Raw genomic sequence first — 26,121 nt, 5'->3', positions numbered from 1 at the left:
TCAAGGATTCTTAAGCATGATTGTTGCGGGCCGGACCGTGACGCGGCGGCGGCGTGGAAGTCAAGGATAACGAAAATCGCGTCAAATCCGTAACAATCCGGATTCAGCCGGTTAACGCGCTGTTTAACGCCTGCTGTTAGTCGTTGGCCGAAAGCTGCGTTCGTGCAGAAGCCAAGTTGCGTCAGGCGTTTTGGGGGAAAAGATGGCGGTTGATTTGTCCATGCCGGTTCTGGTGGTTGATGATTACAGCACCATGATCCGCATCATCCGGAATCTTCTCAAGCAGCTTGGATTCGAAAATATCGACGATGCCTCCGACGGCTCTGCGGCGCTCAACAAGATGCGCGGCAAGAAGTATGGCCTGGTGATTTCCGACTGGAATATGGAGCCGATGACCGGCTACGACCTGCTCAAGGAAGTCCGCGCCGATCCCAATCTCGCGACCACGCCCTTCATCATGATCACGGCGGAATCCAAGACCGAGAACGTGATCGCGGCCAAGAAGGCCGGCGTGAACAACTACATCGTCAAGCCGTTCAACGCGGCGACGCTGAAGACCAAGATCGAGGCGGTCTTCCCGGACATGGCGACTGCGTAAGCGCCCGTCCGTCGCATCACAATTCATCCTCATCTCATTGCGCGTCAGCGAATGACTCGCGCCGCCTCACCGTCACCCTGAGAGGATGTGAGGCTATATCCTCGTCCACCGCTGTCATCGCCCGGCCTGTGCGCAATTGCGCACATGGACCGGGCGATCCAGTACGCCGCGACCTCTCGGCTCAAGCACCGCGGTCTCTGGGATACTGGATCACCCGCATGCGCGGGTGATGACACTGAGCAAGCTGAGCAATCACCCCGTCACCCTGAGGAGCGCGGTACGCGCGTCTCGAAGGGTCGACGGCCCGGCTGGTGGCCGTGCATCCTTCGAGACGCGCTGCGCGCTCCTCAGGATGACGGGTCTACCCGGAGTGCCAGCTCTCACACCCTCTCCTTCACGAACCCGTTCCGCAATGTCCCGATGCCGGTGATGTCGATCTCCACCAGGTCTCCGTCCTTCAGGTCCGGCGAGGCGCCGTCGGGTCCTTGCTTTCGCCACGATGAGGAACGGAGAGAAGCGTTTACTTAGGCTTCATCACCGTCACCCTGAGGAGCCGCGAAGCGGCGTCTCGAAGGGTCGACGGCCCGGCTGGTGGCCGTGCATCCTTCGAGACGCGCGCAAGAGCGCGCTCCTCAGGATGACGGGACTAAGCATTGCACAATTTCGGAATATTAGAAGAATATTCCTGAGTTGCCCGACGTGTCAAGTTGGCTGGCCGGACAGTGGCTGGCCGGACAGTTGGCTGGCCAGACGTCGGCCCGCCGCCGGCTACTTTGCATGGGGTTGTTTTCGATATTTTGGTAGCCCGCCCCTTCACCTCGCCCCGCTTGCGGGGAGAGGTCGGATCGCATGCAGCGTAGCGAAATGCGATCCGGGTGAGCGGGTACAGGTCTCTCGGCACTCAAAGTTCGCGGAAGCAGCCCCTCACCCCCAACCCTCTCCCCGCAAGAGCGGGGCGAGGGAGTCCGACGATCTTTTGGCTACCACTTCAGCTCGCGCATCAGCGCGCGCGGTGGATGGCCGAACAACTCCTTCACCGAGGCGGGGTCGAGCTGTTCGATGCCCTCGAACTGCTCGGAATGGATGCCGCGGGTGACGAACAGGAGATCGATGCCGAAGCCGTGGGCGCCGGTGAGGTCGGTGCGCACGGAATCGCCGATCGCGAGCACGCGGCTGAGTTCGGTCGGACGCCCGCGGCGCTCGGCGGCCAGCGCCATGGCGCGCTCGTAGATCGGCCGGTGCGGCTTGCCGTAGAAGACCGACTCGCCGCCGAGCTCGCGATAGAGTTCGGCAACCGCGCCGGCGCAATAGATCAGCCGGTCGCCGCGCTCGACCACGATGTCCGGGTTGGCGCAGACCAGCGTCAGCTTGCGCTCGAGCGCTTTTAGCAGCGTGTCGCGATAATCCTCGGCGGATTCGGTCTCGTCGTCGAACAGCCCGGTGCAGATGATGTAGTCGGCCTGCTCCAGCGGCACCAAGGTGGCGTCGAGGCCGCGATGGATCGAGCTGTCGCGCTCCGGGCCGATCCAGAAGATCTTCTGACCGGGATGATCGGCCACGAAGTGGCGCGTCAGGTCGCCCGAGGAGACGATCGCGTCATAGGTCTCGTCGGCGACGCCGAGCTTGCGCAACTGGCGCTGCACGGAATCGGCCGGCCGCGGCGCGTTGGTGATCAGGATGACGGTGCCACCTTGCTGGCGGAATGTGTGCAACGCCTCGCAGGCCTCCGGAAAGGATTCGAGCCCGTTATGCACGACGCCCCAGATGTCCGACAGCACGACGTCGACGTCGCCAGTGAGGTCGCGCAGCCGCTCCACGAAACGCAGCGATGTCATGATGCGAACCGCGAGTTAATTCGGCCCGAGCGCGCGGCGCGCCAGTGCGGCGCTGCCGGTTGTGCGCGGTGGCGCTGCGGGGCTGGAGACGGGTGCGGAAGTGCCGGCGCCATTGAGGTCCTGGGGCTTGGTCTGCGGAGCCTCGGCGGTAGCAGATGCCCCTTCCGGCCGCAACGGCCGCGGCGGGGCGAACAGGAAGCCCTGGCCGAACCGGACATCGTAGTCGAGCAGGTCGACCACCGAGCGCTCGCCCTCGATCCGTTCGGCGATCAGGTCGATGCCGTAGCGACCGAGCAGGTCGGACAGATCTGAGGGATCGATATCGGTGGTCGCGCTCTGCCTGGCGTCGAGCAGCAGCGCGGCCGGCACCTTGATGAAGCGGACGCCGCGATCGGCGAGCTCGCGCGGCTCGAGCCGGAGATCGCTGACGTGGTCGATCGAGAACCGGTAGCCGCGCTGCGACAGTGCCGCGAGATTTTCGCTTTCAACCGGGCCGAGATTGCGGAAGGTCGCTTGCTTGAACTCGAGCACGAAGGACGGTGCCAGCGCGCGGTTGGCCTCGAGGAAGTCGAGACACTGGGTGAAGTGCTGCGGGCTGGACAGCGTCGCCGCCGAGACGTTGCAGAACACGCCGACATCCTTGCTGCGGATCATCAGGCGGCGCAGTACCTGGACGCAGCGAAGCATCACCATGTGGTCGATGCGGCCGATCAGGCCGCCGGCCTCGGCCGCCTCGATGAAATCCTCGGCGGCAAGCACCTGGTCGCGCTCGTCGCGCAGTCGCGTCACCGCCTCGTAGTAGCGCACCTTGCGCTGCGGCAGCGTCACCATCGGCTGCAGGTAGATGTCGAGGCGGTTCTCGTCGATGGCCTGCCTGATCGCGCCGATGAGCTGGGTCTGGCTGCGTGAGATCGCCGATGGCGGCGCAACTGGCGGCGGGGGTGCTAACACGACGGTCGGAGCCGGCGGGACCGGTTGCAGCAGATCGTCTCGCGGCGAGGCGACCGGCTGCGCCACCGGAGCGGCCGCCAGCAGATCCTCATGATGGGCGACGGACGCCGCAAGCTGCCGCACCAGGCCGCCAAGCTCGTTGATCTCGCCGGCCATGCCCTGGATCCGGTCGGCGCCCGTGGAGTTCGCCGAGGCGACGCGGCCTTCGACCGCGGCCAGCCGGCGGCCGAATTCGGCGACCTGGCGAGCGAGGTCGGCGGTGCCGCGCGACAGGTCCGCGATCTGGCCGCCGACATCACTGCGGTCGCGCAACCGCATCGAGACCGCGTTGTAGAGGATCAGGCAGGTGAGGGCGGTGAGCGCCACGATCGCCGATTCCGATCCGCTGATGCCCGCCACCGAATACAGGACGAAGCCGAGCGAGGCTGCGACCAGCACCATGCAGATGGCGATGAAGATCGTCGAAATGCGAATCATGTCGCGCGCCCGCGCCCTCTCTCCGAACGTCCCCGGAGCGCAAGCTTAGCACCATTGTTGATTCGACGGGCCTGCGATCTTCGGAACCGGCTGGAACTGCACACGATTTTCGCTTCGTCTTGGTCGGCCTCGGAGTCGGGCTCCCGTAATCGCCCGGAGCCGGCCGCGGCATGCCTGTCAGAGGTCGGCGGCAGCGATCCAGAACACCTCGCCCTCGGAGTCCTCGGTGTCGAGCCAGAGCAGCGGCAGGTTGGGACAGGCGGCCTCGAGATTGTCGCGGCCGCGTCCGATCTCGCAGAGCAGGCCGCCTTGCGGGGTCAGATGCCGCTTGGCCTCACCGAGCAGGCGGCGGACGATATCGAGCCCGTCGGCGCCGCCGTCGAATGCGATCTTCGGCTCGGCGCGGCACTCGCGCGGCAGCGCGGCCATGCCTTCGGCATCGACATAGGGCGGGTTCGAGATGATGAGATCGTAGCGCTTGTCGCCAAGTGGCTTGAACAGGTCGCCGCGAAAGAGCGTCAGGCGATCATCAAGGCCATGGTCGGCGACGTTGCGCGCGGCGACCTCGAGCGCATCCTTTGAAATATCGACCGCGTCGACCGCGGCGTTGGCGAAATGCCGTGCGGCCAGGATGGCAAGGCAGCCGGAGCCGGTGCAGAGGTCGAGCACGCTTTCGACCTCCGCGGGATCGCCGATCAGCGAAGTGCCGTCCTCGTCGCCGCCGAAATGCGAGTCCAGCAATTCGCCGATGAAGGAGCGCGGCACGATGGTGCGCTCGTCGACATAGAACGGCAGGCCGCGCATATAGACCTTGTTGACGAGATAGGCGGCCGGCTTTCGCGTCGCGATCCGCCGCTCGATCAGGTCGAGGATCTGCTTGCCCTCGGCAATCATGACGCGTGCGGTCGCAAAGTTCTCGAACTGGTCGGGATGCAAATGCAGCGTCTCGCAGATCAGGAACGCGGCCTCGGCCACCGGATCGGTGGTGCCGTGCGCGAACACGAGCTTGGCCGCGTTGAAGCGGCTCACCGCATAGCGCAGAAAATCGAACAGGGTGTGAAGCTCGCCGGCACCGACCTTGGGTGCTTTCGGCGCGGCGGGGCTGCGCCTGGCCGGCACTTTGCTGCGCTTCGCCATCAGGATTTGGTCCAGCGCGCGGCGGCCGCGTCGTCGTGGCCCTGCGCCTCGATCCAATTCGTGCCGCGCGCGCTTTCTTCCCGCTTCCAGAACGGGGCGTTGGTCTTGAGATAGTCCATCAGGAACTCGGCTGCCTCGAACGCGGCCTGCCGGTGCGCCGAGGCGGTCACGACCAGCACGATGTTCTCGCCCGGCGCGATGCGGCCGAAGCGATGGATGATGGTGAGGCCCTGCAACGGCCAGCGCGCCAGCGCCTCGTCGGCGTGGCGCGCAATCTCGGCTTCCGCCATGCCAGGGTAATGTTCGAGCGTCAGCGCGGCGATCGGCTCGCCCTGTTCGCTGCCGCGGCAGATGCCGCTGAAGCTGACGACCGCGCCGACATCGGTACGGCCCTTGCTTAAGGCTGCGATCTCCTGCGCGACGTCGAAGTCGGCTTGCTGGATCCGGATGGTCGTTGCGATAGCCATTGGAAGATCTAGCCGCCGGTCATCGGCGGGAAGAACGCGATCTCGCGGGCGCCGGAGATTGCCGCGTCCGATTTGACATGGGCGTGGTCGATCGCGGCGCGGATCACCGTCGGCTTCTCGAAGGCATGGGCGTAGCCGTCGTCGCGCGCGGCAAGCCAGCCGATCAGCTCGCCCACGGTGCGCACCTCGGCCGGCGGCTCGACGATCTCCTCGGCCTTGCCGATCCGTTCGCGCACCCAGGCGAAATATTTCAGCTTCATCCCTCATCCTCCTTGATGAGGTGATGGATGCCGGCACGGAAGTAGTCCCAGCCGGTGTAGATCGTGAAGATCGCCGACATCCAGAGTAGCACGATGCCGATCAGGGTGGTCGCCGGAAAGACCTGCTCGCCCGCTTCGCCGGCGATCAAGAAGCCGATCGCCACCAGCTGGATCGTGGTCTTCCACTTCGCAAGCTTGGTGACGGGTACGCTGACCCGCAGGCCCGCGAGATATTCGCGCAGGCCCGAGACCAGGATCTCGCGGCACAGGATCACGATCGCCGCCCACAGTGTCCAGCCATGGATCGAATTGTCGGCGGCCAGCATCAGCAGGCTGGAGGCGACCAGCAGCTTGTCGGCGATCGGGTCGAGCATCCGGCCGAAGGCGGACTGCTGGTCCCACATCCGGGCGTAATAACCATCGAGATAGTCGGTGATGCCCGCCGCAATGAACACGGCCAGCGCCACCCAGCGCAGCCACAACGGGCCGTCCAGGATCGACTGCCAGTAAACGCAACCGATCACCACCGGGATCGCGGCGATCCGGGCGTAGGTCAGGATATTCGGGAGGGACATAGTCTTGCCCTGTCCCCGGGTCGTCGCGATGTTCATCCGTTCTACCAATACCGCTGAAGCCAGAAGGTCAACCGTGCGGGCGCCAGAGCGCGGCGAGATTAGGCTGAATCGTCACGGCGCCTTAGCCCCTTGTTTATGCATGTTCTTTTCGGAACGTTGCTTGCCACTTTTCCGCATCATGCCCTAGATGCCCTGTCGCAGGCGACGCCCTGATGACTCGCCTTTGGTTTAACCCGGCTGGGCGTGGAAAAACTCGAAAATCTTGCGGGCGCTCTCGGCGCTGACGCCGGGAACCTTGCCGAGGTCGGCGATCGAGGCCCGCTCGATCTCCTTGAGCGTTCCGAAGTGGTGCAGCAAGGCACGTTTGCGCGACGGGCCGATGCCCGGGATCTCCTGCAAGCCGGCCTCGCGGATGTCCTTTTTGCGCAGCTTGCGGTGCGAGCCGATCACGAAGCGGTGGGCCTCGTCGCGCAGCCGCTGGATGAAATAGAGCACCGGGTCGCGCGGCTCCAGCTTGATGGCCTCGCGGTCCGGCATGAACAGGGTTTCGCGCCCCGCATCGCGCTCCGGCCCCTTGGCCACCGCCATCAGCGAGACCTGGGTCAGCCCGAGGTTCTCGAAAATCTCCCGGACCGCGTTGAGCTGGCCGCGGCCGCCGTCGATGATGACGAGATCGGGCCATTGCGGGAACGACTCGTCGTCCGCCTTGTCCCTTGCTTTGGCGGCCTCGCCCTCCGGCGGCTTCAGCAGCCGCTTGAAGCGGCGCTCCAGCACCTCGCGCATCATCCCGTAATCGTCGCCGGGCGTCAGCCCCTCGGACTTGATGTTGAACTTGCGGTACTGGTTCTTCATGAAGCCGTCGGGCCCCGCCACGATCATCGCGCCGACCGCGTTGGTGCCCTGGATGTGGCTGTTGTCGTAGACCTCGATGCGTTTGGGCGTGTGCGGCAGGCCGAGCGTCGTGACCATGCCCTCCAGCAGCCGGCTTTGCGTCGCGGTATCGGCGAGCTTGCGGCCGAGCGCTTCGCGCGCGTTGGTGAGCGCGTGGCCGATCAGCTCCTTCTTCTCGCCGCGCTTGGGCACGGAGACCTCGACCTTGGATCCGGCCTTCACCGACAGCGCGTCGGCGAGCAACGCGCTTTCCTCGATCTCGTGCGACAGCAGGATCAGCTTCGGCGGCGGCTTGTCGTCGTAGAACTGCGCGAGGAATGAGGACAGCACCTCCTCGGGCGTGAAGGTCTTCTCCGCGCGCGGGAAATAGGCGCGATTGCCCCAGTTCTGGCCGGTGCGGAAGAAGAACACCTCGACGCAGGAATAGCCGCCTTCCTGGTGGATTGCGAACACATCGGCCTCTTCGACCGTGCGCGGGTTGATGCCCTGCTGCGACTGGATCGCCGACAGCGCCGCGAGGCGGTCGCGGTAGAGCGCCGCGGTCTCGAATTCGAGCTCGCCGGAGGCCTTCTCCATCTCGGCCGCGAGCAATTGCTTCACGGCGTGGCTGCGGCCGGAGAGGAATTCGGTCGCCTCGCGCACCAGCTCGGTATAGCCGGGGAAATCGATCTCGCGCGTGCAGGGGCCCGCGCAGCGCTTGATCTGATAGAGCAGGCAGGGCCGGCTGCGGCTTTCGAAGAAGCCGTCGGTGCAGGAGCGGATCAGGAACGCGCGTTGCAGCGCCGTGATGGTGCGGTTGACCGCGCCCGCATTGGCGAACGGACCGAAATAGCGCCCGGGCCGCGACTGCGCGCCGCGATGCTTGAGGATCTGCGGCGCCCAATGGTCGCCCGATATTAGGATATAGGGAAACGACTTGTCGTCGCGCAGCTGCACGTTGAAGCGCGGGCGGAGCTGCTTGATCAGATTGGCTTCGAGCAGCAGCGCCTCGGTCTCGGTCATGGTCGAGACGATCTCGACATGGGTGGTCGCCGCGATCATGCGCAGGATGCGCGCCGGCAGCGGCGCGTTGGCCCGCGCATAGGACGACAGCCGCTTTTTGACGTTCTTCGCCTTGCCGACATAGAGCACGTCGTTGGCGGCGTTGAGCATGCGGTAGACGCCGGGCGAGGTCGGGGCGAGGCGGACCGCGTTCTCGATCGCCTCATGCCCGATCGAGAGCGTCCCCTCGGCGACCATCTCGGTGGCGTCCTCCGATGCCTCGGGCAGACGTGCCTCGTCGTCCTCCTCGGCGGCGGAGCTTTCGGGATCGACGTCGCTCGTGTCGAGCGTCAGGTCGTCCTGCGGCAGATCGGACTTCGAACCGCGCCGCGGCTTGGGGGCAGCCTTGCCATCAGTATTGGGGGCCGGCGTCGGTCGCTCGGGAGAATCGTGAACCATGGGCCGTAAATTAAGCGCTTGGGCGACCGGTCGCCAGCGCTGGCGGCGCAGGAAAAACAACCCGATTGCAGCAGGTTATCGGCTCTGCACGGCCGCCCGGGCGGGGCGGTAACGCATTGTTAAGACTGATGAGCGGGCCGGTAACGGGGCTTAACAACCCTTTAACTTAAAACTCTCGATAAACCTTAGCGAAAAAAGTGGAATTCCGTAACCACGCCGGCCTTGGGCCTGCGGGCTGCGGCAGTTGCGTGGTGGAGAGTACCTATGACCCGGTTTGTTGCGCGTGCGCTGGCACTGATCGTCGCAGGCTGGACGACCTCGGCGGCGGCGGCCGATCTCAGCTACGGCTCGCCCTACACCGTCTATCAGCCGCTCAATGCCTATAGCTGGGCCGGGCCCTATCTCGGCGGCAACGTCGGCTACGGCTGGGGTTCGGTCGAGAACAACCCGACCAAGCCGTCCGGCTTCGTCGGTGGTGTGCAGGCCGGCTACAATTTCCAGAACGGCTCCCCCTGGGTGTTCGGCATCGAGGCCGATATCCAGGGCACCACTGCGGACGATCGGTTCGCGCCGTGGAAGTTCTCCAATCCGTGGTTCGGCACGGTGCGCGGCCGCGCCGGCTATGCGGTCAACAACGTTCTGTTCTACGCGACCGGCGGTCTCGCCTTCGGCGAACTGCGCGGCGAGACCTTCGGCATATCGGAGTCGCATACCAATGCGGGCTTCACCGTCGGCGCCGGCGCCGAAATGGGCTTTGCCCCGAACTGGAGCGCCAAGATCGAATATCTCTACGTCGATCTCGCCAACAGCAACTTCACGATCACCGGCGGCGCGTCGAACGGCTACAGCTTCAGCCTGGTTCGCGCCGGCATCAACTATCACTTCTGAGAACAAGAAGACGTCGAACATCAACTCCCGGCTGCGCCCCGCGCGGCCGGGTTTTTCTTTTTTGCTGATCGCTTGGACATGACGCGTGGACCGCGCGCGCGGCAGCGTCCGCGAATCCAGTCGGTCAGCCGCACGCATCGGATATGCGGGCACCGTCAATCGCGTCCGCATCATGCAGAGGATCATGCAGCGGGTGCGAGCCACGCGCCCGGCAATCAACTCACACGCAACGCTTCATTCGCCGTTCATCACGAGCTACGCACCGCGCGCGCTCGTCATGAAACCACCAGGTTGACCGCCTTCGGGCCCTTGCCCTTCTTGTCGGGTTCAACCTCGAACGTAATGCGCTGTCCTTCAGTCAGGTCCTTCAACCCTGCGCGCTCGACAGCTGTGATGTGAACGAACACATCGCGGCCGCCATCGTCAGGCTTGATGAAGCCATAGCCACGCTCTCCGTTGAAGAACTTGACTGTCCCAGTCATGGCCATCGGGAAACTCCTCCCCCGTATTGCTCCACCGCTACGCGCACGCCGCGTAGCGGTTGACCGACATTCGCTTGTCGGAAGCTTGGCCACCTGAACAGGCCGGCGTCACGCCGCCGGTCTGTCTGGATTTATTTCGGCCTTGTCACTCCGCCGCAACCATTCGCGGAAGCGGAACGTAAAGCCAGTCGTAACAGGATGAGCATAATACGGTTCCGCGCGCGTTGCCTATGCTCAAAATTGAACTTTTCAGTGGGAGCTGTAGATCAAGGTTTAGGCGTTTCGAGTCTGAAGCGTCCGGCACCGCCTTGACCAAGCGGTCTCTCGAGTTCGGGCAGGATGATCTTCAGCTCGCCCGCCAGCGTCCACGGCGGATTCACTATCAAAAGGCCGGTGGAAACGAGGCCTGCGCCCGTTTCTTGCGGCGCCACGCTGAATTCCAAGCGCAAGCATTTGCCCGCGGGCCGACTGCTTGCTGCTGCAGCAGCCACGCTGCGCGCGAGCTCGTCGGTAGCTCTCCGGGTTTTTACGGGGTACCACAAAAGATACGTGCCGGTCGGCCACTTCGTAAACGCTTCCGTAAAAGCACTGGCCAGTCGCTCGAACTCGTCCTTCGCTTCGAATGGCGGATCGATCAGCACCAGGCCGCGTCGTTCGTTCGGCGGCACGAATGCAGGCAACGCCATCCAGCCGTCGAGATCGACGACGCGCGCCTGCGCATCGCGTCGCAATGCATCGATCAATTGCTTGCGCGCCACAGGCTCGATCTCGCAGGCCGTGAGACGATCTTGCGGACGCAGCAGCGCGCGCGCGATCAACGGTGAGCCGGGATAGGCTTTCAGTTCGCCTCGCGGATTGAATGCCCTGACGATGTCGAGATAGGGCCCGATCAGCGGCAGCGCCTTGTCGGAGAGCCGCGCCTGCATCAGTCGCGCGATGCCGGTCAGCCATTCGCCGCCGCGCTGCGCTTCGCTCGCCGTCAAATCATAGAGGCCGGCGCCGGCATGGGTGTCGATGACGCGGAACGGCGCCTGCTTCTCTTGCAGGTAGGTGAGCATGCGCACCAGCACGATATGCTTGATGACGTCGGCAAAGCTGCCGGCATGAAAGGCGTGACGATAGTTCATGCGATGACGCTGCGCTCCAGAGGGTGCGCATGTTGTACTGCGTCATGCCCGGCCTGTCCCGGGCATCATGCCTTATCTCGTTAGTTTCGTGACGGCGTCGATGGCCGGGATACTCGGCGCGACGACGCGCGTTTGCCCGGCCGTGACGTGGACGGGACTTCAGCCGCCGCGAACCGGCGGCATCAGCACCTGATCGCGGCGGCAGGCGCGGCGATCGATTTCCTCGCAGGAACGGAATTGCAGATCCTTGCTGAGGCAGATCCGAACCTCGCTGAGCCGCTTGCTGTCGCAGGTCACCGAGATCGCGGAGTTGCTGAGCCCCGGATTGGCCTTGATGAACGCCGTCTCCAACTCGTCGGGCGCGATCGTCTTCGGCTCCGTCAATTGCAGGAATTCCTCGGGGATCTTCACCGCGGCGCGGGCCTTGCGGATGGCTTCGAAATAGGCCCGTTCGCCGAGGCCGGAGCAGGTGCCGTGCTTGTCCCATTCGTTGTAGATCAGCCCGGGCGCCGGCATCAGGTCGAGCATCGAGGTCATGATGTTGCGGGCGAGGCGGGGCGAGGGCCGCTGGCAGTATTCCGGAAAGCCCCGCTCATATTGCGGCCACAGCCCGTGCACCACGAAGGAGTAGGGCCGTCCGCCGCACTGCGCCTGCGTGCCGCGGCCATTGTTGCCGCGCTCGCTCGCCGCCTCGCAGAACGAGGGCGACCACGACAACGACAGCACGTAGAAATCGAACTCACCCGGCGCATTCTGCCGGCGATCCTGGGCCGAGGCCCCAACTGCACCACACAGGACAAAGGCAGCTGAAATCAGAAATCGGGAAATTGTGACCAACCGAGGCATCAAACGCTCCCCTCACGCGACCATTCGGAGCCTAGCAGGCCGTGAGAACACTTCAAGAACAAAAGCCGCCGTCTGGATGGCGGCGGCTTCCGTTATGACCGAACTGGTCGAAAATCAGGGCCGGGCGGCCTTGCAGGACGGGTTATAGGCCCAGTTGCGGTCGAGCCCGGCGACGCACCAGTCGACGCCCTGGCTGAGGCCGGCAAAACCGCCGTCCTCGATGATCGAATAGTGCACCTTGCGTACCTTGCCGTCGCTCAGCATCGCATCGCCCGAGCAATAGCGGCGCGGAATATTGTCGGACTGCCAGGGGCGGAATGCGGTTTCGTGAACCCGGTTGTAGCCGGTGATCACGAGCGGCGAATTCCAGAAGGTGGCTTCCTTCTCCTGGAATTGCGAGCTGATGACCGGCAGCGCCCTCTCGCAGGGGGCCACATTGCCGTCGTAGCGCGGTCCGGACAGCCAGAAATTCAATTCGAACGGATTGGCGGCCTGGGCCGTACCCCCGAAAGCCAGCGTGCCGACCACGAGCGCGGCGCCGAGGCCAAGTGTGCGGCCGAGCTTATTGGGGGAGTTGAACAGGTTGCGCATGGGAATCCACCCGATGATCAGATGCGGCGGACGGTGCCGTGAAGCCCCGGCGAGGTCAAGTGCAGCGCGGCAACACCTGCGGAGAAGTCCACCTCCACGAGCCGGCTCGTTCTTTCCATGATCGCCGGCGCACTCTATGTTGGTCTGAAGCGAAATGGAGTCTGCGATGCGAAGGAAATTGGCCGCGTGCCTGGTTGCCGTTTGCGGGATGCTGGCCGTTGGTCCGGCGCGGGCCGACTGGATGCAGCCGGTGCCGCCGTTCAAGGGCAATGATACCGGCGGCATCATCGCCTATTCGCTGGCGGCCCAGACCGACGCGCGGCAGCTCGCCGTCGATCACTGCGCTTCCTACGGCAAGGTGGTCAAGTTCCTTGCGGTGCAGCGCTACCCGGGTGGCTACATCTCGTTCTCCTGCCGCTGGGTGCCCTATGGTTCGGCCCAGAGGCCGGTGCGCACGCTCTACTGAGCGCACTCCAAATCCTTCGATCGTTCAGCCGGGAGCTCACCGCATGACCCGACAGCTTGCCTTGCTTGGTTCTGCTGTTTGCCTTGTCCTGTCCACCGGTGCCGCGAGCGCCGTCGACCTGCCGATCCGCAAGGCGGGTCTGTGGGAGATGAAGATGGTGCGTACCGGCGGGCCGATGCCGGAAATCACCATGCAGCACTGCACCGACGAGACCACCGACAAGGAGATGAGCGCGGCGGCCTCGCCGATGGCCAAGGAAGTCTGCTCCAAGCAGGACATCCAGAAGACCGCGACCGGCTATGTCAGCGACAGCGTATGCAGCGTCGCCGGCATGTCGATGCAGAGCCATGCCGAGATCGTCGGCGATTTCAATTCCGCCTACACGGTCAAGAGCACCTCGCACGCGGAAGGCGGCGCGGCCGGCTCCCGCGACACCACGATGACCATCGAGGCGAAATGGCTCGGCGCCTGCAAGAGCGACCAGAAGCCCGGTGACATCATCATGCCCGGCGGCATGAAGATGAACATCAAGGATATGGAAAAGCTGAAGGGCCTTCTGCCCAAGCAGAAGTAGGGTTCAGCGCATTCGATTGCCGGCGCGCGCCTGAGCGCGTCCTCTCTCATGTCGAGAGGACGTGACGTTTTGCACACCACCACTGCGGTTAGCTTGCGACAAGATTGCAATGCGATCTTGCGCTGTCTGTCATCGGGCGTGCGTTCGCGCGACCCCGTCAGCTTGCAATGATGCCGTTGGATCATGCGCCGACTCCGCACAACGGTCACCGGCCTCTCACCTTCAATAGAATGGATGTCAAACAAGACATCGGGTGCTGGTCGCGGCCACGCGCAAGCGCGCATTGCTGGGCGACATCAACATCATTGAATGATCGCTGCGTGTCTCGCACGCGAGACTCTCTGAGGGAGACGACGTGCAGCGAATTCGCCGTGCGGAAATGTTTGCTGTGACGACATGTCTTTTTGAATCGCTCCAGTGTTGCGCATCTTGAATCGATCCAGTGTCGTGCATCGCCAGTCCGGCTACTGCTATGCCGGCGAGCGGCGTCAGGTGATCGGCGCCCTGTCTTACCGCTGGTAGCTACACCGGTATCCGCACCGCCGCCCGCAGGCCGCCCATCGGGCTTTCGCTGAGCATGATGTCGCCGCCATGCGAACGGGCGATGTCGCGGGCGATCGCAAGTCCGAGGCCGCTGCCGCCTTCGTCCTGGTTGCGGGCGTCGTCGAGCCGCAGGAAGGGCTTGAACACTTCCTCGCGCATGGCGGCGGGGATGCCGGGGCCGTCGTCGTCGACCGTGATGTTGAGATAGCGATGGTCGCGCTGGCCGGTGATCGAGATCGTGTTGGCGTGGCGCGCCGCGTTGGAAACGAGGTTGGCGAGGCAGCGCTTGAACGAGGCCGGTTTCACCGTGACGACGGGCAGGCCGTGGAACGCGACCGTCGCGGTGTGGCCGTGGCGTTCGGCGTCGCTGCGCAATTCCTCCAGCGCCATCGCCATGTCGGTCGGCTGCGCGACCTCGCCGGAATCGCCGCGCGCGAAGGCAAGGTAGTCCTCCAGCATCATCGACATCTCGTCGACGTCCTTGCGCATCGCGTCGATCTCGGGGCCTTCGCCGATCAAGGCGAGTTCGAGCTTGAAGCGGGTCAGGATGGTACGCAGATCGTGCGATACGCCGGCGAGCATCGCGGTCCGCTGCTCGATCGAACGCTCGACGCGCGCCTTCATCTCGATGAAGGCCTGTGCCGCGCGTCGTACCTCGCGCGCACCGCGCGGCCGGAAGTTCGGCGCCTCTCGTCCCTTGCCGAAGCTTTCGGCGGCATCGGCCAACCTGAGGATCGGCTTGATCTGGTTGCGCAGGAACAGTACGGCGACGATCAGCAGGATCGACGAGGTGCCGACCATCCAGAAGATGAAGATCTCCGAGTTGGAGGCGTAGGCCGCGCTGCGCTGGGCGAATATCCGCATCACGGAATCGTCGAGCTGGACGCGGATCTCGACCAGGTTGGACTTGCCGACGGTGTCGATCCAGAACGGACGGCTGATCTGGCGGCCGAGCTGCACCGACAGGGTCTGGTCGAGCAGCGAGAAGAACGGCTTCGGTCCCGGCGGCGGCATGTCGCCGGCGGGGAGGAAGTCGACCACCAGCTGCAGCTTCTGGGCGATGCCGCGCAGCTGCGCGCGGTCCTTGTCCTGCGGATAGATCTTGTAGACGTCGATCAGCGCGGCGATGTCGGAGACCACCGCGGCGGACAGGCGGCGCGTCACCGTGTTCCAGTGCCGCTCCATGAACACGAACGCGACCACGGTCTGCAGGATCACCATCGGCACGATCATGATCAGCAGCGCGCGCGCATAGAGGCCGGTCGGCATCCAGCTCTTGAACGCATTGCCCATCCAGCCGTTCGCCTTCGAGACGCGCTGCGAGGCGTTCTTGATCAGGGTCAGGCCGGTGTCGAGCGTGCTCATGGCTGGATCTTACGGCGAGGCGACCAGGCGATAGCCGATGCCGCGTACCGCCTGCAGGAACAGCGGATTGGCGGGATCGTGCTCGATCTTGCGGCGCAGGCGGTTGATCTGCACGTCGACCGCGCGCTCGTTGACGGTGCCGCCGCTGGTCAGCTCGCCGCGCGGCACGGTCTCGCCTGGTGCGCTTGCGAGGATACGCAGCATCTCGCGCTCGCGGTCGGTGAGATGGATGATCTCCTCGCCCTGACGCAGCTCGCTGCGTTCGATGTGGAAGATGTAGGGGCCGAACGCGATCTGCTCGACCACCGTGACTTGCGGCGGCGCGGTGCGCTTGAGGATATTGCCGATACGCAGCACCAGCTCGCGCGGCTCGAACGGCTTGGCGACATAGTCGTCGGCGCCGATCTGCAGGCCCTCGATGCGGGCTTCCGCCTCATGGCGGGCGGTCAGCATGATGATCGGCACCGTCGAGGAGGTGCGGATGAAGCGGGCGAGGTCGAAGCCGTTCTCGCCGGGCATCATCACGTCGAGGATGAGCAGGTCGAAATGCAGCCCGAGCAGCTTGGCGCGTGCGTCGGTGGCGCTCATGGCCGTCGTGACGCGATAGCCCTCGCCGGAGAGAAAGCGCGACAACAGGTCGCGAATGCGCCGGTCGTCGTCGACCAGCAGGAGATGCGGCGCATCGTCGGCCGGCTCGACCGGCGTGCGCACCAGGGTTGCAGCCTGCACCAGGTTCACTCCCTTGTTTTTCTGCCGCCGCCGAAGATCGCTTCGAGCACCTTGTCGGGATCGTCGCGGTCGATCATCGCGCGGAGGAATTGGCGAACCGTCTCGACGCCGGCCGGATCGATGCCGGCGACGGCGCGGTTGATGCGGTCGGTCTGCAGCCCTGCGAGCTTGGCGACCAGCGCCTCGCCCTTCGGCGTGGCGTAGAGCAGGCGCTGCCGGCGGTCATTGTTGCCGGTCTTCTGCACGATGTAGCCTTCGTCCAGCAGCTGCTTGAGCACGCGTCCGAGCGATTGCTTGGTGATGCGCAGGACGTCGAGCAGGTCGGCGACCTTCAAGCCGGGGTAGCGGGTGACGAAGTGGATGACGCGGTGGTGGGCGCGGCCGAAGCCGAACGCCTCCAGTTCCTGGTCGGCGTCGCCGACAAAGTCGCGGTAGGCGAAGAACAACAGCTCGATGATGTCCCAGCGCAGGTCGCGGCCGCCCGCCGCAGGAGCGTGATCATCTCCCTGCGAATCGGGCTTGGCAGCCATGCCTGAGAAATTTATGTCAGTCATATTGACGTATCTTGGGTTCAATGTTACAAAACTGCCTGTCGCGGCGAAACATTAGATCGTTTCGTTTCCGACAGCGTTTGAGACGGCCTGAAAAAGCCTGTGAGGCGGTTTGGGCCGCAAATTGGACTACCGTGCGATTGTCGAGCGGCATTTCGGCAAACATACTGGACTTCAGCACTCCGCAAAAGCATGTCTAAACGGCATGTTGGCGATGGAAACCGGCCGGGTTGCCGGCGGTGGTGAAGTTCGCACCAGCCGAGCCTGATGGCTCCGGGGGAAACACGCCGGTGCCCGGTATGGCGCCGGTTCCGATAGCGGAAAGCAAGAAAAATGACTTTGAAATTCGACATCCAGCCTTCGCCGAATGCCACATCCGACAAGGATCGCGCGGCGAAGCTCGTGGACCCGGGCTTCGGCCGCGTCTTTACCGACCACATGGCGATCGTCCGCTACAGCCAGGGCAAGGGCTGGCACAGCGCCCGCGTCGAGGCACGCGCGAATTTTCCGCTCGATCCGGCCGGCGCGGTGCTGCACTACGCCCAGGAGATTTTCGAAGGTCTCAAGGCCTACAAGCGCGACGACGGCGGCGTGAACCTGTTCCGTCCCGACGCCAATGCCCGGCGCTTCCACGATTCGGCCGAGCGCATGGCGATGGCGCCGCTGCCTGAGGACGTGTTCATCGAGGCGGTCGAGCAACTGGTGCGGATCGATCGCGCCTGGATCCCGGGCGGCGAGGGCAGCCTCTATCTGCGGCCGTTCATGATCGCGAGCGAGGTCTTCCTCGGCGTGAAGCCGTCGGCGGAATACATCTTCTCGGTCATCGCTTCGCCGGTCGGCTCTTATTTCAAGGGCGGTCCCGCTCCGGTGTCGATCTGGGTGTCGGAGAATTACACGCGCGCCGCGATCGGCGGCACCGGAGCCGTCAAGTGCGGCGGCAATTATGCTGCAAGCCTGCGCGCGCAAGCGGAAGCGATCGAGCGCGGCTGCGACCAGGTCGTGTTCCTCGATGCGGTCGAGCGCCGCTACATCGAGGAACTCGGCGGCATGAACATCTTCTTCGCCTTCGACGACGGCTCGCTGCTGACGCCGCCGCTCGGCACCATCCTGCCCGGCATCACCCGCGACTCGATCATCGCGCTTGCCAAGGATACCGGCACGCGTGTGCGCGAGGAGCCTTACACGATCCAGCAATGGCGCACTGATGCCGCCAGCGGCAAGCTGAAGGAAGCCTTCGCCTGCGGCACCGCGGCCGTCATCTCGCCGATCGGCAAGGTGTGCTCGGCGAGCGGCGACTTCCAGATCAGCGGCGGCGTGGCCGGCCCGGTCGCGATGGGCCTGCGCAAGAAGCTGGTCGACATCCAGTACGGTCGCACCAACGACCCGCATAACTGGATCAGGAACGTCGCGTAAGGTAGGCGCACTCTATCGCTCCCTCGCCCCGCACTTTGCGGGGGCGAGACAAGCGAAGCTGCTCTTGGAGGGTGGGGTGAGGGGCCTTATCCGCACCGGGATGTTTGGAGAGTCCCTCTCACCCGGAATTCAAGCTTTGCTTGAATTCCGACCTCTCCCCGCAAGCGGGGCGAGGTAAGAAGGCGCCAGGCGCTTGCGGCACAGAGCCCTGCCTGATAACCCGGCCTTAAAGTCAATACTGACTTGCAGCCGACATCAGACATGGCCGAGAAACCCAAAAAACCCCAGAAACTGAAGGCGCGCCTGCCGCGCGGGCTGGAAGATCGCGGCCCGGCCGCGATCAATGCCACGCGGGCGATGGTCGAGAAGATCCGCGCCGTCTACGAGCTCTACGGCTTCGAGCCGGTGGAGACGCCGGCGATGGAATATACCGACGCGCTCGGCAAATTCCTGCCCGACCAGGACCGTCCCAACGAAGGCGTGTTCTCGTTCCAGGACGATGACGAGCAGTGGATCTCGCTGCGCTACGACCTGACCGCGCCGCTCGCGCGCTATGTCGCGGAAAATTTCGACGCGCTGCCGAAGCCTTATCGGTCCTATCGGTTCGGTTATGTCTTCCGCAACGAGAAGCCCGGTCCCGGCCGCTTCCGCCAGTTCATGCAGTTCGATGCCGACACGGTCGGCTCGGCAACGCCGGCGGCCGACGCCGAGATTTGCATGATGGCGGCCGATACGATGGAAGCGCTGGGCATTCCGCGCGGCGCCTACGTCGTGAAAGTGAACAACCGCAAGGTGCTCGACGGCGTGCTCGAGGCGATCGGTCTCGGCGGCGACGACAATGCCGGCCGCAGGCTCACGGTGCTGCGCGCGATCGACAAGCTCGACAAGTTTCCTGCCGACGAGGTTCGCAAGCTGCTCGGTCCCGGGCGATGGGATGGCGGCGAAGAGGGCAAGGGCGACTTTACCAAGGGCGCCGAGCTGAGCCCGGCGGATGCCGATATCGTGCTGGCCGTCACGCAAAAGCGCGACGATTGGAAGGACGCCATCGCTGCAGCCGAGACCTACCTCGCGAAGAGTGAAGTCGGTCAGGCCGGCGTGAGCGAGCTGGAAGAGATCGCGAAACTGGTCGCGGCGTCGGGCTATGGCGCCGATCGCATCCGCATCGATCCCACCGTCGTTCGCGGTCTCGAATACTACACCGGCCCGGTCTACGAGGTTGAGCTGTTGCTCGACACCAAGGACGAGAAGGGCCGCCCGGTGCGGTTCGGCTCGGTCGGTGGCGGCGGCCGCTACGACGGTCTCGTCTCGCGCTTCCGCGGCGAGCCGGTGCCTGCCACCGGTTTCTCGATCGGCGTCTCGCGGCTGCAGGCCGCGCTCACGATGCTCGGCCAGCTCGACACGCGAGCCGAATTCGGGCCCGTCGTCGTCACCGTGTTCGACCGCGACCGCGTCGCCGACTACCAGAAGATGGTCGCGCAGCTGCGCCAGGCCGGCATCCGCGCCGAGCTCTATCTCGGCAACCCGAAGAACATGGGCAACCAGCTCAAATATGCCGACCGCCGCAACTCGCCCTGCGTGATCATCCAGGGCTTGGATGAGAAGGCCCGCGGCGAGGTGCAGATCAAGGATTTGATCGAGGGCGCCAAGGCGGCGGCTGCGATCGCGTCCAATCAGGAATGGCGCGAAACGCGCCCCGCCCAGTTCTCTTGCTCCGAGGCTGATCTGGTCGCCAAGGTTCGCGAGGTGCTCGCGCGCCACGACGTGAACTGGGGATAGCTGGTTTGTCATGCGCGGGCTTGACCCGCGCATCCATCTTCAAAAAGATGGCGCGCCAGCCAAGCCGGCAGACGTTCGGCTTTGCGCGTCAACAACAACAAGGGAGTTATTCCGATGCCCGAGATCACTGTCAGCATGGCCGCCGGCCGCACCGACGAGCAGAAGGCCGGCATGATGCGCGACATCACCCAGGCGCTGGTGAAGAACCTCGGCGTCGACGCCGATGCCGTCGTGATCCAGATCAACGAAGCGCCGCTGCATCACAAGATGAAGGGTGGCAAGACCTTCGTCGAGCGCGCTGCCGCCGCGAAGAAATAGCCCCTATCTCTCCACGGGTCGTCCCTGCGAAAGCAGGGACCCAACCACCGATGCTTGTTGTGTATGTCCGCTGGGGCCCCAGCCATCGCAACACAAGCGTCGGTGGTTATGGGTCCCGGCTCAAGGCCGGGACGACAGTCGTTTTGAGGCGCCAATGGACGCACGCGACTTCATCAAGATCGGCATGAGCGCCGAGCGCATGCTCGTGGTGCCGCAGGAGCGCACGGTCGGGCATTTTGTGCCCGGCATGCCGATGGTCTATGCGACGCCGATGATGATCCTCGAAATGGAGATGGCGTCGGGTGATGCCATCCGCGGTGCGCTGCAGCCCGGCTGGGTCACGGTTGGGACCGAGGTCGATATCCGCCATCTCGCGGCTGCGCTTGTCGGGGCTACCGTCCGGACCACCGCAAAAGTGATCGCGGTCGAGCGCCGCGTGATCCGTTTCGAGGTCGAGGCCTTTGAGGGGGCGCGCAAGCTCGGCGAAGGCCGCCACGCCCGCGGCCTGATCAATGTCGAGAGCTTCAACAAGCGGCTCGCCGGGACCTCGGGCCAAGCGCAGTAGATGAAGCCTCGAGGCCGATCCGCGCACTCAGACGTCATCCTGAGGTGCGAGCGGAGCGTGCCTCGAAGGATGGGCCGCGGGCCGTGCACCCTTCGAGGCTCGCTCCGCGAGCACCTCAGGGTGACGGGACGATTTGTGGTCGGCGAGAACTACTTCGCTAATTCCTTCGAGCGCCGGGTCGCGGCGGCGATCGCGCGGGTCATCAGCGGCTGCATGCCGTTATCAGCCATCAGCACTTCGAGTGCGGCCGCAGTGGTGCCGCCGGGCGAGGTGACATTCTGCCGCAGCGTCGCCGACGGCAGATCGGAGCGATGCAGCAACTCGCCGGAGCCGGCCACGGTCGCGCGCGCCAGTGTGGTCGCGAGCTGCTCGGGCAGGCCGGCTGCGACGCCGGCGCGGGCGAGCTCCTCGGCGAGCAGGAAGACATAGGCCGGACCGGAGCCGGAGACCGCGGTCACCGCGTCCATCAGGTTCTCATCGTCGACCCATTCGACCAGCCCGGTTGCTTTCAGCAGCGCATCCGTCGTGGCGCGCTGCGCGGCGGTGACGCGCTTTGACGGCACCGCGACCGTGATGCCGCGGCCGATTGCCGCCGGCGTGTTCGGCATCGCGCGCACCACCGCGCCGCCGACCACTTCTTCCAGCACTGACATCGTCGTGCCGGCCATGATCGAGACCACGAGTGTCGACGGGCCGACCAACGACTTCAGCGCGGCGCCGGCGTCGCGGAACGATTGCGGCTTCACCGCGACGACAAGCGTGTCGACCGTGCCGAGATCCTTCGCCTGCGGATTGAGCCGCACGCCCTTGGTGGCAAGCGCGGAGATCTCGGGCGAAAGATGCGGATCGATCACCGCGACATGCTTGGGCGAGAGGCCCTGCGCCAACCAGCCGGTCAGCATTGCGCCGCCCATCTTGCCCGCGCCCGCAAGCGCGATGGTGCCGGTGGTATCAGTCAATGCGCTGCTTGTGTTCACAGGTGGCTCCACAAACTCTGTGTCGTCCCGGCCTTGAGCCGGGACCCATAACCACAGGCGGTTCTAGTGAAGCGTGACGCCAGCCACAAGCAGTTTGCTCAAGCCCCGCGGCCGCGGAGTCTGGGTCCCTGCTTTCGCAGGGACGACACCGAACGTGTGGAGGCGTCGCGCTACAGCCGCTTACGCCTCGCCCTCGGTGTCGAACATCGCCGCAGCCATCGCCTCGGCGGTCGACTTGCCGGCCCACACCACGAACTGGAACGCCGGATAATAGCGCTCGCAGGCGTGGATCGCGTTGACCACCATGCTCTCGCATTGTGCGGTGGAGGCGGTGAGGCCGCCGGGCAGCACCAGCGCCTGACGATGCATCACCATGCCGGTGTGGGTCCACAGATCGAAATGGCCGACCCACAATTGCTCGTTGATCGCGGCGACCAGCCGCTGCACCTCGGCGCGCCGCGCTTGCGGCATCTTCATGTCGAAGGCGCAGGCAAGATGCAGCGCCTCGATCTCTCCCATCCAGGTGAAGGAGAGCTGATAATCGATCCAGTCTCCCTTGGAGACGATCGTCACCTCGTCTTCGCCGGAACGCTCGAACGCCCAGTTGTTGTCGGTAGCGATATCCTCGACCACCGCAAGCGGGTTGTTCCGGGAATCGATAATGCTTTCGAGGAGGGACATGCCGTCTCGGACCTTGTTCTTATGATCGCTTGATACGCACACGGAAGCCGGCACTTGCGACATACTGCGTCGTGGCCGAGTGCAGTTCCTTGACCGGGCTTCCGGATGCCCCTGGACCTGACGCCGATGAAGTGATGTGATTTGCGGAATCCGCGCAACCGCACGCCGAGTCCGTCCACAGCCAAAGCGCGCATCGTCCACAGCTGATCTCCGCCACACTTGTGATTTTGCGAACAAATCGGAATCGAAGCGTTCGCGTAACGGTTTATTAACCATTTTCCGGCGCCTCGCCGCACGCGTGAATCAGCCTTTCGGGCGCCCTCTGCAAGAGCCGCAGCGCGCTCATGGGGACATGCCGTTTCCCCATGCCAAAGGTGCTTGCCCAGCTGTCGCGGTTTGGTCATATTTCGCCTCAGGCAGGTCCATCCCGGGCGTGCCGATGTTCTCAGGGCGGGGCGAAAATCCCCACCGGCGGTAAAGGGTGATGAGCCCAAGCCCGCGAGCGCCTTCTTCCGTGAAGCCGGGAGAAGGGTCAGCAGATTCGGTGCAATTCCGAAGCCGACGGTTACAGTCCGGATGAAAGAGAACGGTTGCGGCAGCCAACGCGATTTTCGCGTGGGCTTGTGTCGTTGTCCGTGTGCCCTGATTCTGGTCCTGAAAGAGGAAAGCCATGAATCAGATGTTGCAAGACCAAGACGTTCAAGCTTCTCAAGTCCAAACCTCCGAAGCAGCAAGCGCTCCCGATACGCCGGCTAGTCCGCCGGCGCCGGAGCATCCGCACTTCGCCAAGCCGCAGCGCGTTGCCTTCGTGCAGTCGTCCTGGCATCGCGATGTGGTGGAAGAGTGCCGCATCTCCTTCCTGAAGGAGATCGAGGCGCGCCACATCACCAATGTCGATGTGTTCGAAGTGCCGGGCTCGTTCGAGATCCCGCTGCATGCGCAGCTGCTGGCGAAGACCCGCCGCTACACCGCGATCGTCGCGGCCGGTCTCGTCGTCGATGGCGGCATCTACCGCCACGAATTCGTCGCCGACACCGTGATCAAGGCGCTGATGGACGTGCAGTTGCGCACCGAGGTGCCGGTGTTCTCGGCGGTGCTGACGCCGCAGCAATTCCACGAGACCGAGGTGCACTACGACTTCTTTCGCAAGCATTTCGCGATCAAGGGGATCGAGGTCGCGGAGGCCTGCGCCAACACGCTGCTCAGCCTGGAACGTCTGCGCGGCCAGGTCGCGGCGGGAATTCCCGGCTAGCGGCGGCCTTCCAATCGTCTGATTGTCATTCCCACCGCCGTATCTATAAAGTCGGCGGTGGGAGGAGGCCTCGCCGTGACGACGGCCCGGCCGAGACGATCATGTTCGAAGGACACGATCCCTATCTCGTCGCGCTCTCGGTGGTGATCGCGATTCTGGGAGGTTACACCGGGTTCGGCCTGGCTGCGCGCATCCGCGGCAGACCGGATTCCGGTCATCGCTTGTTGCTCGCGAGTGCAGCATCCTTCCTCGCGATTGGCATCTGGACGATGCATTTTGTCGGCATGCTGGCCGCGCCCTTGCCGGTCGGCGCCGTCTACCTGGTGTTGCCGACCATCATTTCCTTTCTGATATGTGCGCTGGTGGTCGGCATATCGCTGTTCTTCGTCAGCATCGGCGAACCATCGATGCTTCGTGTTGCTTCGTCGGCCATATTGTTGGGGCTCGGCATTGTCAGCATGCACTATGTCGGCATGCACGGGCTGTCCGGCGACTTCGCGATGACGCATGCTCCGGGAATGGTCGTGCTCTCGGTCGTGATCGCGATCGCCGCGGCCTATGGCGGGTTGCGCGCATTCCTGGCGCGGCACGGCGGCGTGCAGTTGATGTTGAGTGCGGTGGCCTTCGGCGTTGCCGTCTCCGGAATGCACTACACGGCGATGGCCGGCATGCAGATTGCTCCATCTGAGGGCGAAGCCCACCACCACATGGAGGGATTGGTGGCGTCGTCGCAGATGCTGTCACTGGTCGTGACCCTGCTCTGCTTTGTGATCGCCGCAGGCTTCCTGCTGTCGTTGGTGCCCGACCCGCGGAAGCGGGTGGCGGCGACCACGGACCCCGCCAGGGCAGGCTTCGAGCCGATCGAAACGGCGGCCGGCGGCATTGTCGAGGCCGACCCGCCGCTTCGGCCGACGCCGTTGGGCGGAATTGGCCAGCCCCCGCGCGCGGCGCCGGTGTCCCGGCTGCCTGTCGAGGGAGCAGACGGCACCCATTTCATCGATGCCGCCGAAGTTCGCAGCGTGAGGGCGGATGCCCATTACACAAAGGTGCACGATGGGACCCGGGAGCGAATGTGTCCCTGGTCGATCTCGGAAGCCGAGGCGCTGCTCGATCCTCGCCTGTTTTTGCGGGTGCACCGCAGCCATATCGTGGCAATTCCCCATGTCGCCCTTGTCCGGAAAGAGGGTGACGGGGCGGTCCTGGAACTGGACGGTCCGTCTCCACACCTGGTTCCGGTGAGTCGGGCCAAAATCGCCGAGGTCAAGGCCCGACTCGGGCTCGTTCGCCGCACGGCCTGAGCGCCTCTCTCACGGATGGGGAGCAACAACTGACGCATTTCGTGCGCGTCAGGTGGCATTTCGTGCGAATTTTCAACTCCCGTGCTGCGCTTATTGCGGGCGAATCCGCGCCCAGCGAGCCTCCCTCCAACGTTCGCGGGTACCGCAAGGCCGCAGGACGACATGGAGGAGACAATGATTCCCGGTTCGTTCAGCTATCACCGGCCGGCCACATTGGCCGACGCAGTGAAACTGCTTTCGACGCTTGGCGACGAAGTTCGTCCGCTAGCCGGCGGCCACAGCCTCGTCCCGATGATGAAGCTTCGGCTGGCCACCCCGGAGCATCTGGTCGACCTGCACGGGATTGCCGACCTCAGGGGCATTCGGCGCGACGGCAGCAAGCTGCTGATCGGGGCCATGACCACCCAGCACGACTTGCTTGCTGCCGATGAGGTCGCCAAATCCATCCCCATTCTGCACGAAGCAGCGCTTCTGATCGCCGATCCCCAGGTCCGGTATCGCGGCACCGTGGGCGGCAATGTCGCCAATGGCGATCCCGGCAACGATATGCCGGCGCTGATGATGACGCTCAGCGCGACCTACCATCTCGAGGGGCCCGATGGCGGGCGAGAGATTGCGGCCGCCGAATATTATCAGGGCGCCTATTTCACGGCGATCGAGCCGGGTGAACTGCTGACCTCGATATCCATCCCGGTCCCCCCGGCCGGCCACGGTTACGCCTATGAGAAGCTGAAGCGGAAGGTCGGGGATTACGCGACCGCCGCCGCGGCTGCGGTGCTCACGATGTCCGGCGGCAAGGTCGCGACCTGCACGATCGGGCTCACCAATCTCTCGGAAACGCCACTGTTGGCCGACGCTGCGGCCAAGGCGGTCATCGGTACTAGCCTTGATGCCGCCACGCTCAAGAAGGCTGCGGCGGCCGCGGAGGCGATCATGGCCCCGGCTGCGGACGCGCGGGGGCCGGTCGAATACCGCAAGCATGTCGGCGGCATCATGGTGACGCGTGCGTTGCAACGCGCCGCCGCAAACGCGGCCTGAGGAGGGGCGA

27 protein-coding genes, 1 pseudogene and 1 riboswitch are annotated in these 26,121 nt (G+C 64.5%); of the genes and pseudogenes, 11 read left to right on the top strand and 17 right to left on the bottom strand.

All coding sequences use genetic code 11. From position 1 onward, the window contains the following. Positions 1 to 202 precede the first annotated feature (202 nt). Positions 203 to 598: a response regulator gene (locus ACE10Z_RS37935; RefSeq protein WP_016844467.1), complete on the top strand. Its 396-nt coding sequence runs from the start codon at positions 203 to 205 to the stop codon at positions 596 to 598. A gap of 380 nt (positions 599 to 978) precedes the next feature. On the opposite strand, the pseudogene ACE10Z_RS37930 reads toward ACE10Z_RS37935, so the two are convergent. The 8 genes and pseudogenes from ACE10Z_RS37930 to uvrC all read right to left on the bottom strand — a co-directional run. Continuing rightward, positions 979 to 1,083 (bottom strand): annotated as a pseudogene (locus ACE10Z_RS37930) (2-keto-4-pentenoate hydratase); the annotation flags it as partial. A 495-nt stretch (positions 1,084 to 1,578) separates the two neighbouring features. Next, entirely contained in the window at positions 1,579 to 2,433 is an 855-nt protein-coding gene (locus ACE10Z_RS37925) for a TIGR01459 family HAD-type hydrolase (RefSeq protein ID WP_342709410.1), read from the bottom strand. Between the two features lie 15 nt (positions 2,434 to 2,448). Then, positions 2,449 to 3,861: an EAL domain-containing protein gene (locus tag ACE10Z_RS37920; RefSeq protein ID WP_375785250.1), complete on the bottom strand. Its 1,413-nt coding sequence runs from the start codon at positions 3,859 to 3,861 to the stop codon at positions 2,449 to 2,451. A 177-nt stretch (positions 3,862 to 4,038) separates the two neighbouring features. After that, positions 4,039 to 4,998, bottom strand: a complete 960-nt coding sequence (gene prmB, locus ACE10Z_RS37915; protein ID WP_375785249.1) for a 50S ribosomal protein L3 N(5)-glutamine methyltransferase — start codon at positions 4,996 to 4,998, stop codon at positions 4,039 to 4,041. Continuing rightward, entirely contained in the window at positions 4,998 to 5,465 is a 468-nt protein-coding gene (locus ACE10Z_RS37910; protein ID WP_375785248.1) for a molybdenum cofactor biosynthesis protein MoaE, read from the bottom strand. Before ACE10Z_RS37910 ends, prmB begins: the two co-directional genes overlap by 1 nt. Positions 5,466 to 5,473: 8 nt before the next feature. Then, on the bottom strand, positions 5,474 to 5,725 hold the full coding sequence (gene moaD / locus ACE10Z_RS37905; protein WP_375785247.1) for a molybdopterin converting factor subunit 1: 252 nt from the start codon (positions 5,723 to 5,725) through the stop codon (positions 5,474 to 5,476). Then, positions 5,722 to 6,336, bottom strand: coding sequence for a CDP-diacylglycerol--glycerol-3-phosphate 3-phosphatidyltransferase (gene pgsA / locus ACE10Z_RS37900; RefSeq protein WP_097671595.1), 615 nt, complete (start codon positions 6,334 to 6,336; stop codon positions 5,722 to 5,724). The genes moaD and pgsA overlap by 4 nt, the downstream gene beginning before the upstream one ends. Before the next feature lie 192 nt (positions 6,337 to 6,528). Then, a complete protein-coding gene (uvrC, locus tag ACE10Z_RS37895) occupies positions 6,529 to 8,631 on the bottom strand; it encodes an excinuclease ABC subunit UvrC (protein ID WP_375785246.1) in 2,103 nt (700 codons plus the stop codon). A 264-nt stretch (positions 8,632 to 8,895) separates the two neighbouring features. Here uvrC and ACE10Z_RS37890 point away from each other — a divergent pair, with 264 nt between their 5' ends. Beyond that, positions 8,896 to 9,519 (top strand): outer membrane protein, encoded by a 624-nt coding sequence (locus ACE10Z_RS37890; protein WP_375785245.1) that lies wholly within the window; start codon positions 8,896 to 8,898, stop codon positions 9,517 to 9,519. A gap of 275 nt (positions 9,520 to 9,794) precedes the next feature. Here the strand turns inward: ACE10Z_RS37890 and ACE10Z_RS37885 are convergent, their stop codons facing one another. The 4 genes from ACE10Z_RS37885 to ACE10Z_RS37870 all read right to left on the bottom strand — a co-directional run bounded on the left by ACE10Z_RS37885 (position 9,795) and on the right by ACE10Z_RS37870 (position 12,565). Continuing rightward, positions 9,795 to 10,007 (bottom strand): cold-shock protein, encoded by a 213-nt coding sequence (locus ACE10Z_RS37885; protein WP_016844477.1) that lies wholly within the window; start codon positions 10,005 to 10,007, stop codon positions 9,795 to 9,797. A 260-nt stretch (positions 10,008 to 10,267) separates the two neighbouring features. Then, complete coding sequence (locus tag ACE10Z_RS37880) at positions 10,268 to 11,128, bottom strand: 23S rRNA (adenine(2030)-N(6))-methyltransferase RlmJ (RefSeq protein WP_375785244.1); 861 nt, start codon at positions 11,126 to 11,128, stop codon at positions 10,268 to 10,270. A 159-nt stretch (positions 11,129 to 11,287) separates the two neighbouring features. After that, positions 11,288 to 11,974: a ribonuclease T2 gene (locus ACE10Z_RS37875; RefSeq protein WP_298367239.1), complete on the bottom strand. Its 687-nt coding sequence runs from the start codon at positions 11,972 to 11,974 to the stop codon at positions 11,288 to 11,290. A gap of 114 nt (positions 11,975 to 12,088) precedes the next feature. Next, complete coding sequence (locus ACE10Z_RS37870) at positions 12,089 to 12,565, bottom strand: hypothetical protein (RefSeq protein ID WP_375785243.1); 477 nt, start codon at positions 12,563 to 12,565, stop codon at positions 12,089 to 12,091. 166 nt (positions 12,566 to 12,731) lie between these two features. On the opposite strand from ACE10Z_RS37870, the gene ACE10Z_RS37865 reads away from it, so the two are divergent. Together ACE10Z_RS37865 and ACE10Z_RS37860 are read left to right on the top strand one after the other, a co-directional pair. Beyond that, complete coding sequence (locus ACE10Z_RS37865) at positions 12,732 to 13,031, top strand: hypothetical protein (protein WP_375785242.1); 300 nt, start codon at positions 12,732 to 12,734, stop codon at positions 13,029 to 13,031. Between the two features lie 43 nt (positions 13,032 to 13,074). Continuing rightward, on the top strand, positions 13,075 to 13,605 hold the full coding sequence (locus ACE10Z_RS37860; protein ID WP_353702135.1) for a DUF3617 family protein: 531 nt from the start codon (positions 13,075 to 13,077) through the stop codon (positions 13,603 to 13,605). 522 nt (positions 13,606 to 14,127) lie between these two features. On the opposite strand, the gene ACE10Z_RS37855 is transcribed toward ACE10Z_RS37860, so the two are convergent. From ACE10Z_RS37855 to ACE10Z_RS37845, 3 genes are read right to left on the bottom strand one after another with little or no spacing between them, the layout of a single operon-like run. Further along, positions 14,128 to 15,513, bottom strand: a complete 1,386-nt coding sequence (locus ACE10Z_RS37855) for an ATP-binding protein (protein ID WP_375785241.1) — start codon at positions 15,511 to 15,513, stop codon at positions 14,128 to 14,130. Positions 15,514 to 15,522: 9 nt separating this feature from the next. Continuing rightward, the gene (locus ACE10Z_RS37850) at positions 15,523 to 16,245 is read right to left on the bottom strand and encodes a response regulator (protein ID WP_171948219.1); all 723 of its coding nucleotides are present in this window, start codon (positions 16,243 to 16,245) and stop codon (positions 15,523 to 15,525) included. A 2-nt stretch (positions 16,246 to 16,247) separates the two neighbouring features. Beyond that, positions 16,248 to 16,796, bottom strand: coding sequence for a MarR family winged helix-turn-helix transcriptional regulator (locus tag ACE10Z_RS37845; RefSeq protein ID WP_375776910.1), 549 nt, complete (start codon positions 16,794 to 16,796; stop codon positions 16,248 to 16,250). Positions 16,797 to 17,126: 330 nt separating this feature from the next. Here ACE10Z_RS37845 and ACE10Z_RS37840 point away from each other — a divergent pair, with 330 nt between their 5' ends. The 4 genes from ACE10Z_RS37840 (at position 17,127) to ACE10Z_RS37825 (ending at position 20,865) form a co-directional block, all read left to right on the top strand. Beyond that, a complete protein-coding gene (locus tag ACE10Z_RS37840; protein WP_375785240.1) occupies positions 17,127 to 18,206 on the top strand; it encodes a branched-chain amino acid aminotransferase in 1,080 nt (359 codons plus the stop codon). Between the two features lie 261 nt (positions 18,207 to 18,467). Beyond that, entirely contained in the window at positions 18,468 to 19,982 is a 1,515-nt protein-coding gene (gene hisS / locus ACE10Z_RS37835) for a histidine--tRNA ligase (protein WP_375785239.1), read from the top strand. A 114-nt stretch (positions 19,983 to 20,096) separates the two neighbouring features. Next, positions 20,097 to 20,300, top strand: coding sequence for a tautomerase family protein (locus ACE10Z_RS37830; protein WP_044538952.1), 204 nt, complete (start codon positions 20,097 to 20,099; stop codon positions 20,298 to 20,300). Positions 20,301 to 20,454: 154 nt separating this feature from the next. Then, positions 20,455 to 20,865: a thioesterase family protein gene (locus ACE10Z_RS37825; RefSeq protein WP_375785238.1), complete on the top strand. Its 411-nt coding sequence runs from the start codon at positions 20,455 to 20,457 to the stop codon at positions 20,863 to 20,865. Between the two features lie 149 nt (positions 20,866 to 21,014). Here ACE10Z_RS37825 and proC read toward each other — a convergent pair whose 3' ends face one another. After that, positions 21,015 to 21,779, bottom strand: a complete 765-nt coding sequence (gene proC / locus ACE10Z_RS37820) for a pyrroline-5-carboxylate reductase (RefSeq protein ID WP_375790023.1) — start codon at positions 21,777 to 21,779, stop codon at positions 21,015 to 21,017. A gap of 243 nt (positions 21,780 to 22,022) precedes the next feature. Beyond that, positions 22,023 to 22,523: a YbjN domain-containing protein gene (locus ACE10Z_RS37815; protein WP_029081955.1), complete on the bottom strand. Its 501-nt coding sequence runs from the start codon at positions 22,521 to 22,523 to the stop codon at positions 22,023 to 22,025. A 437-nt stretch (positions 22,524 to 22,960) separates the two neighbouring features. After that, positions 22,961 to 23,115: riboswitch (FMN riboswitch) on the top strand. Positions 23,116 to 23,193: 78 nt separating this feature from the next. On the opposite strand from ACE10Z_RS37815, the gene ACE10Z_RS37810 reads away from it, so the two are divergent. The 3 genes from ACE10Z_RS37810 to ACE10Z_RS37800 all read left to right on the top strand — a co-directional run bounded on the left by ACE10Z_RS37810 (position 23,194) and on the right by ACE10Z_RS37800 (position 26,111). Then, positions 23,194 to 23,775: a 6,7-dimethyl-8-ribityllumazine synthase gene (locus tag ACE10Z_RS37810; protein ID WP_375785237.1), complete on the top strand. Its 582-nt coding sequence runs from the start codon at positions 23,194 to 23,196 to the stop codon at positions 23,773 to 23,775. A 101-nt stretch (positions 23,776 to 23,876) separates the two neighbouring features. Beyond that, positions 23,877 to 25,073, top strand: coding sequence for an MHYT domain-containing protein (locus tag ACE10Z_RS37805; RefSeq protein WP_375785236.1), 1,197 nt, complete (start codon positions 23,877 to 23,879; stop codon positions 25,071 to 25,073). Between the two features lie 174 nt (positions 25,074 to 25,247). Further along, complete coding sequence (locus ACE10Z_RS37800) at positions 25,248 to 26,111, top strand: FAD binding domain-containing protein (protein WP_375785235.1); 864 nt, start codon at positions 25,248 to 25,250, stop codon at positions 26,109 to 26,111. Positions 26,112 to 26,121 lie beyond the last annotated feature (10 nt).

The sequence above is a fragment of the Bradyrhizobium sp. Pha-3 genome (genome assembly GCF_042258615.1).
Classification (GTDB): domain Bacteria; phylum Pseudomonadota; class Alphaproteobacteria; order Rhizobiales; family Xanthobacteraceae; genus Bradyrhizobium.
Note: the sequence above shows the minus strand (reverse complement) of the source record. Positions and strands in the feature narration are given on the sequence as shown.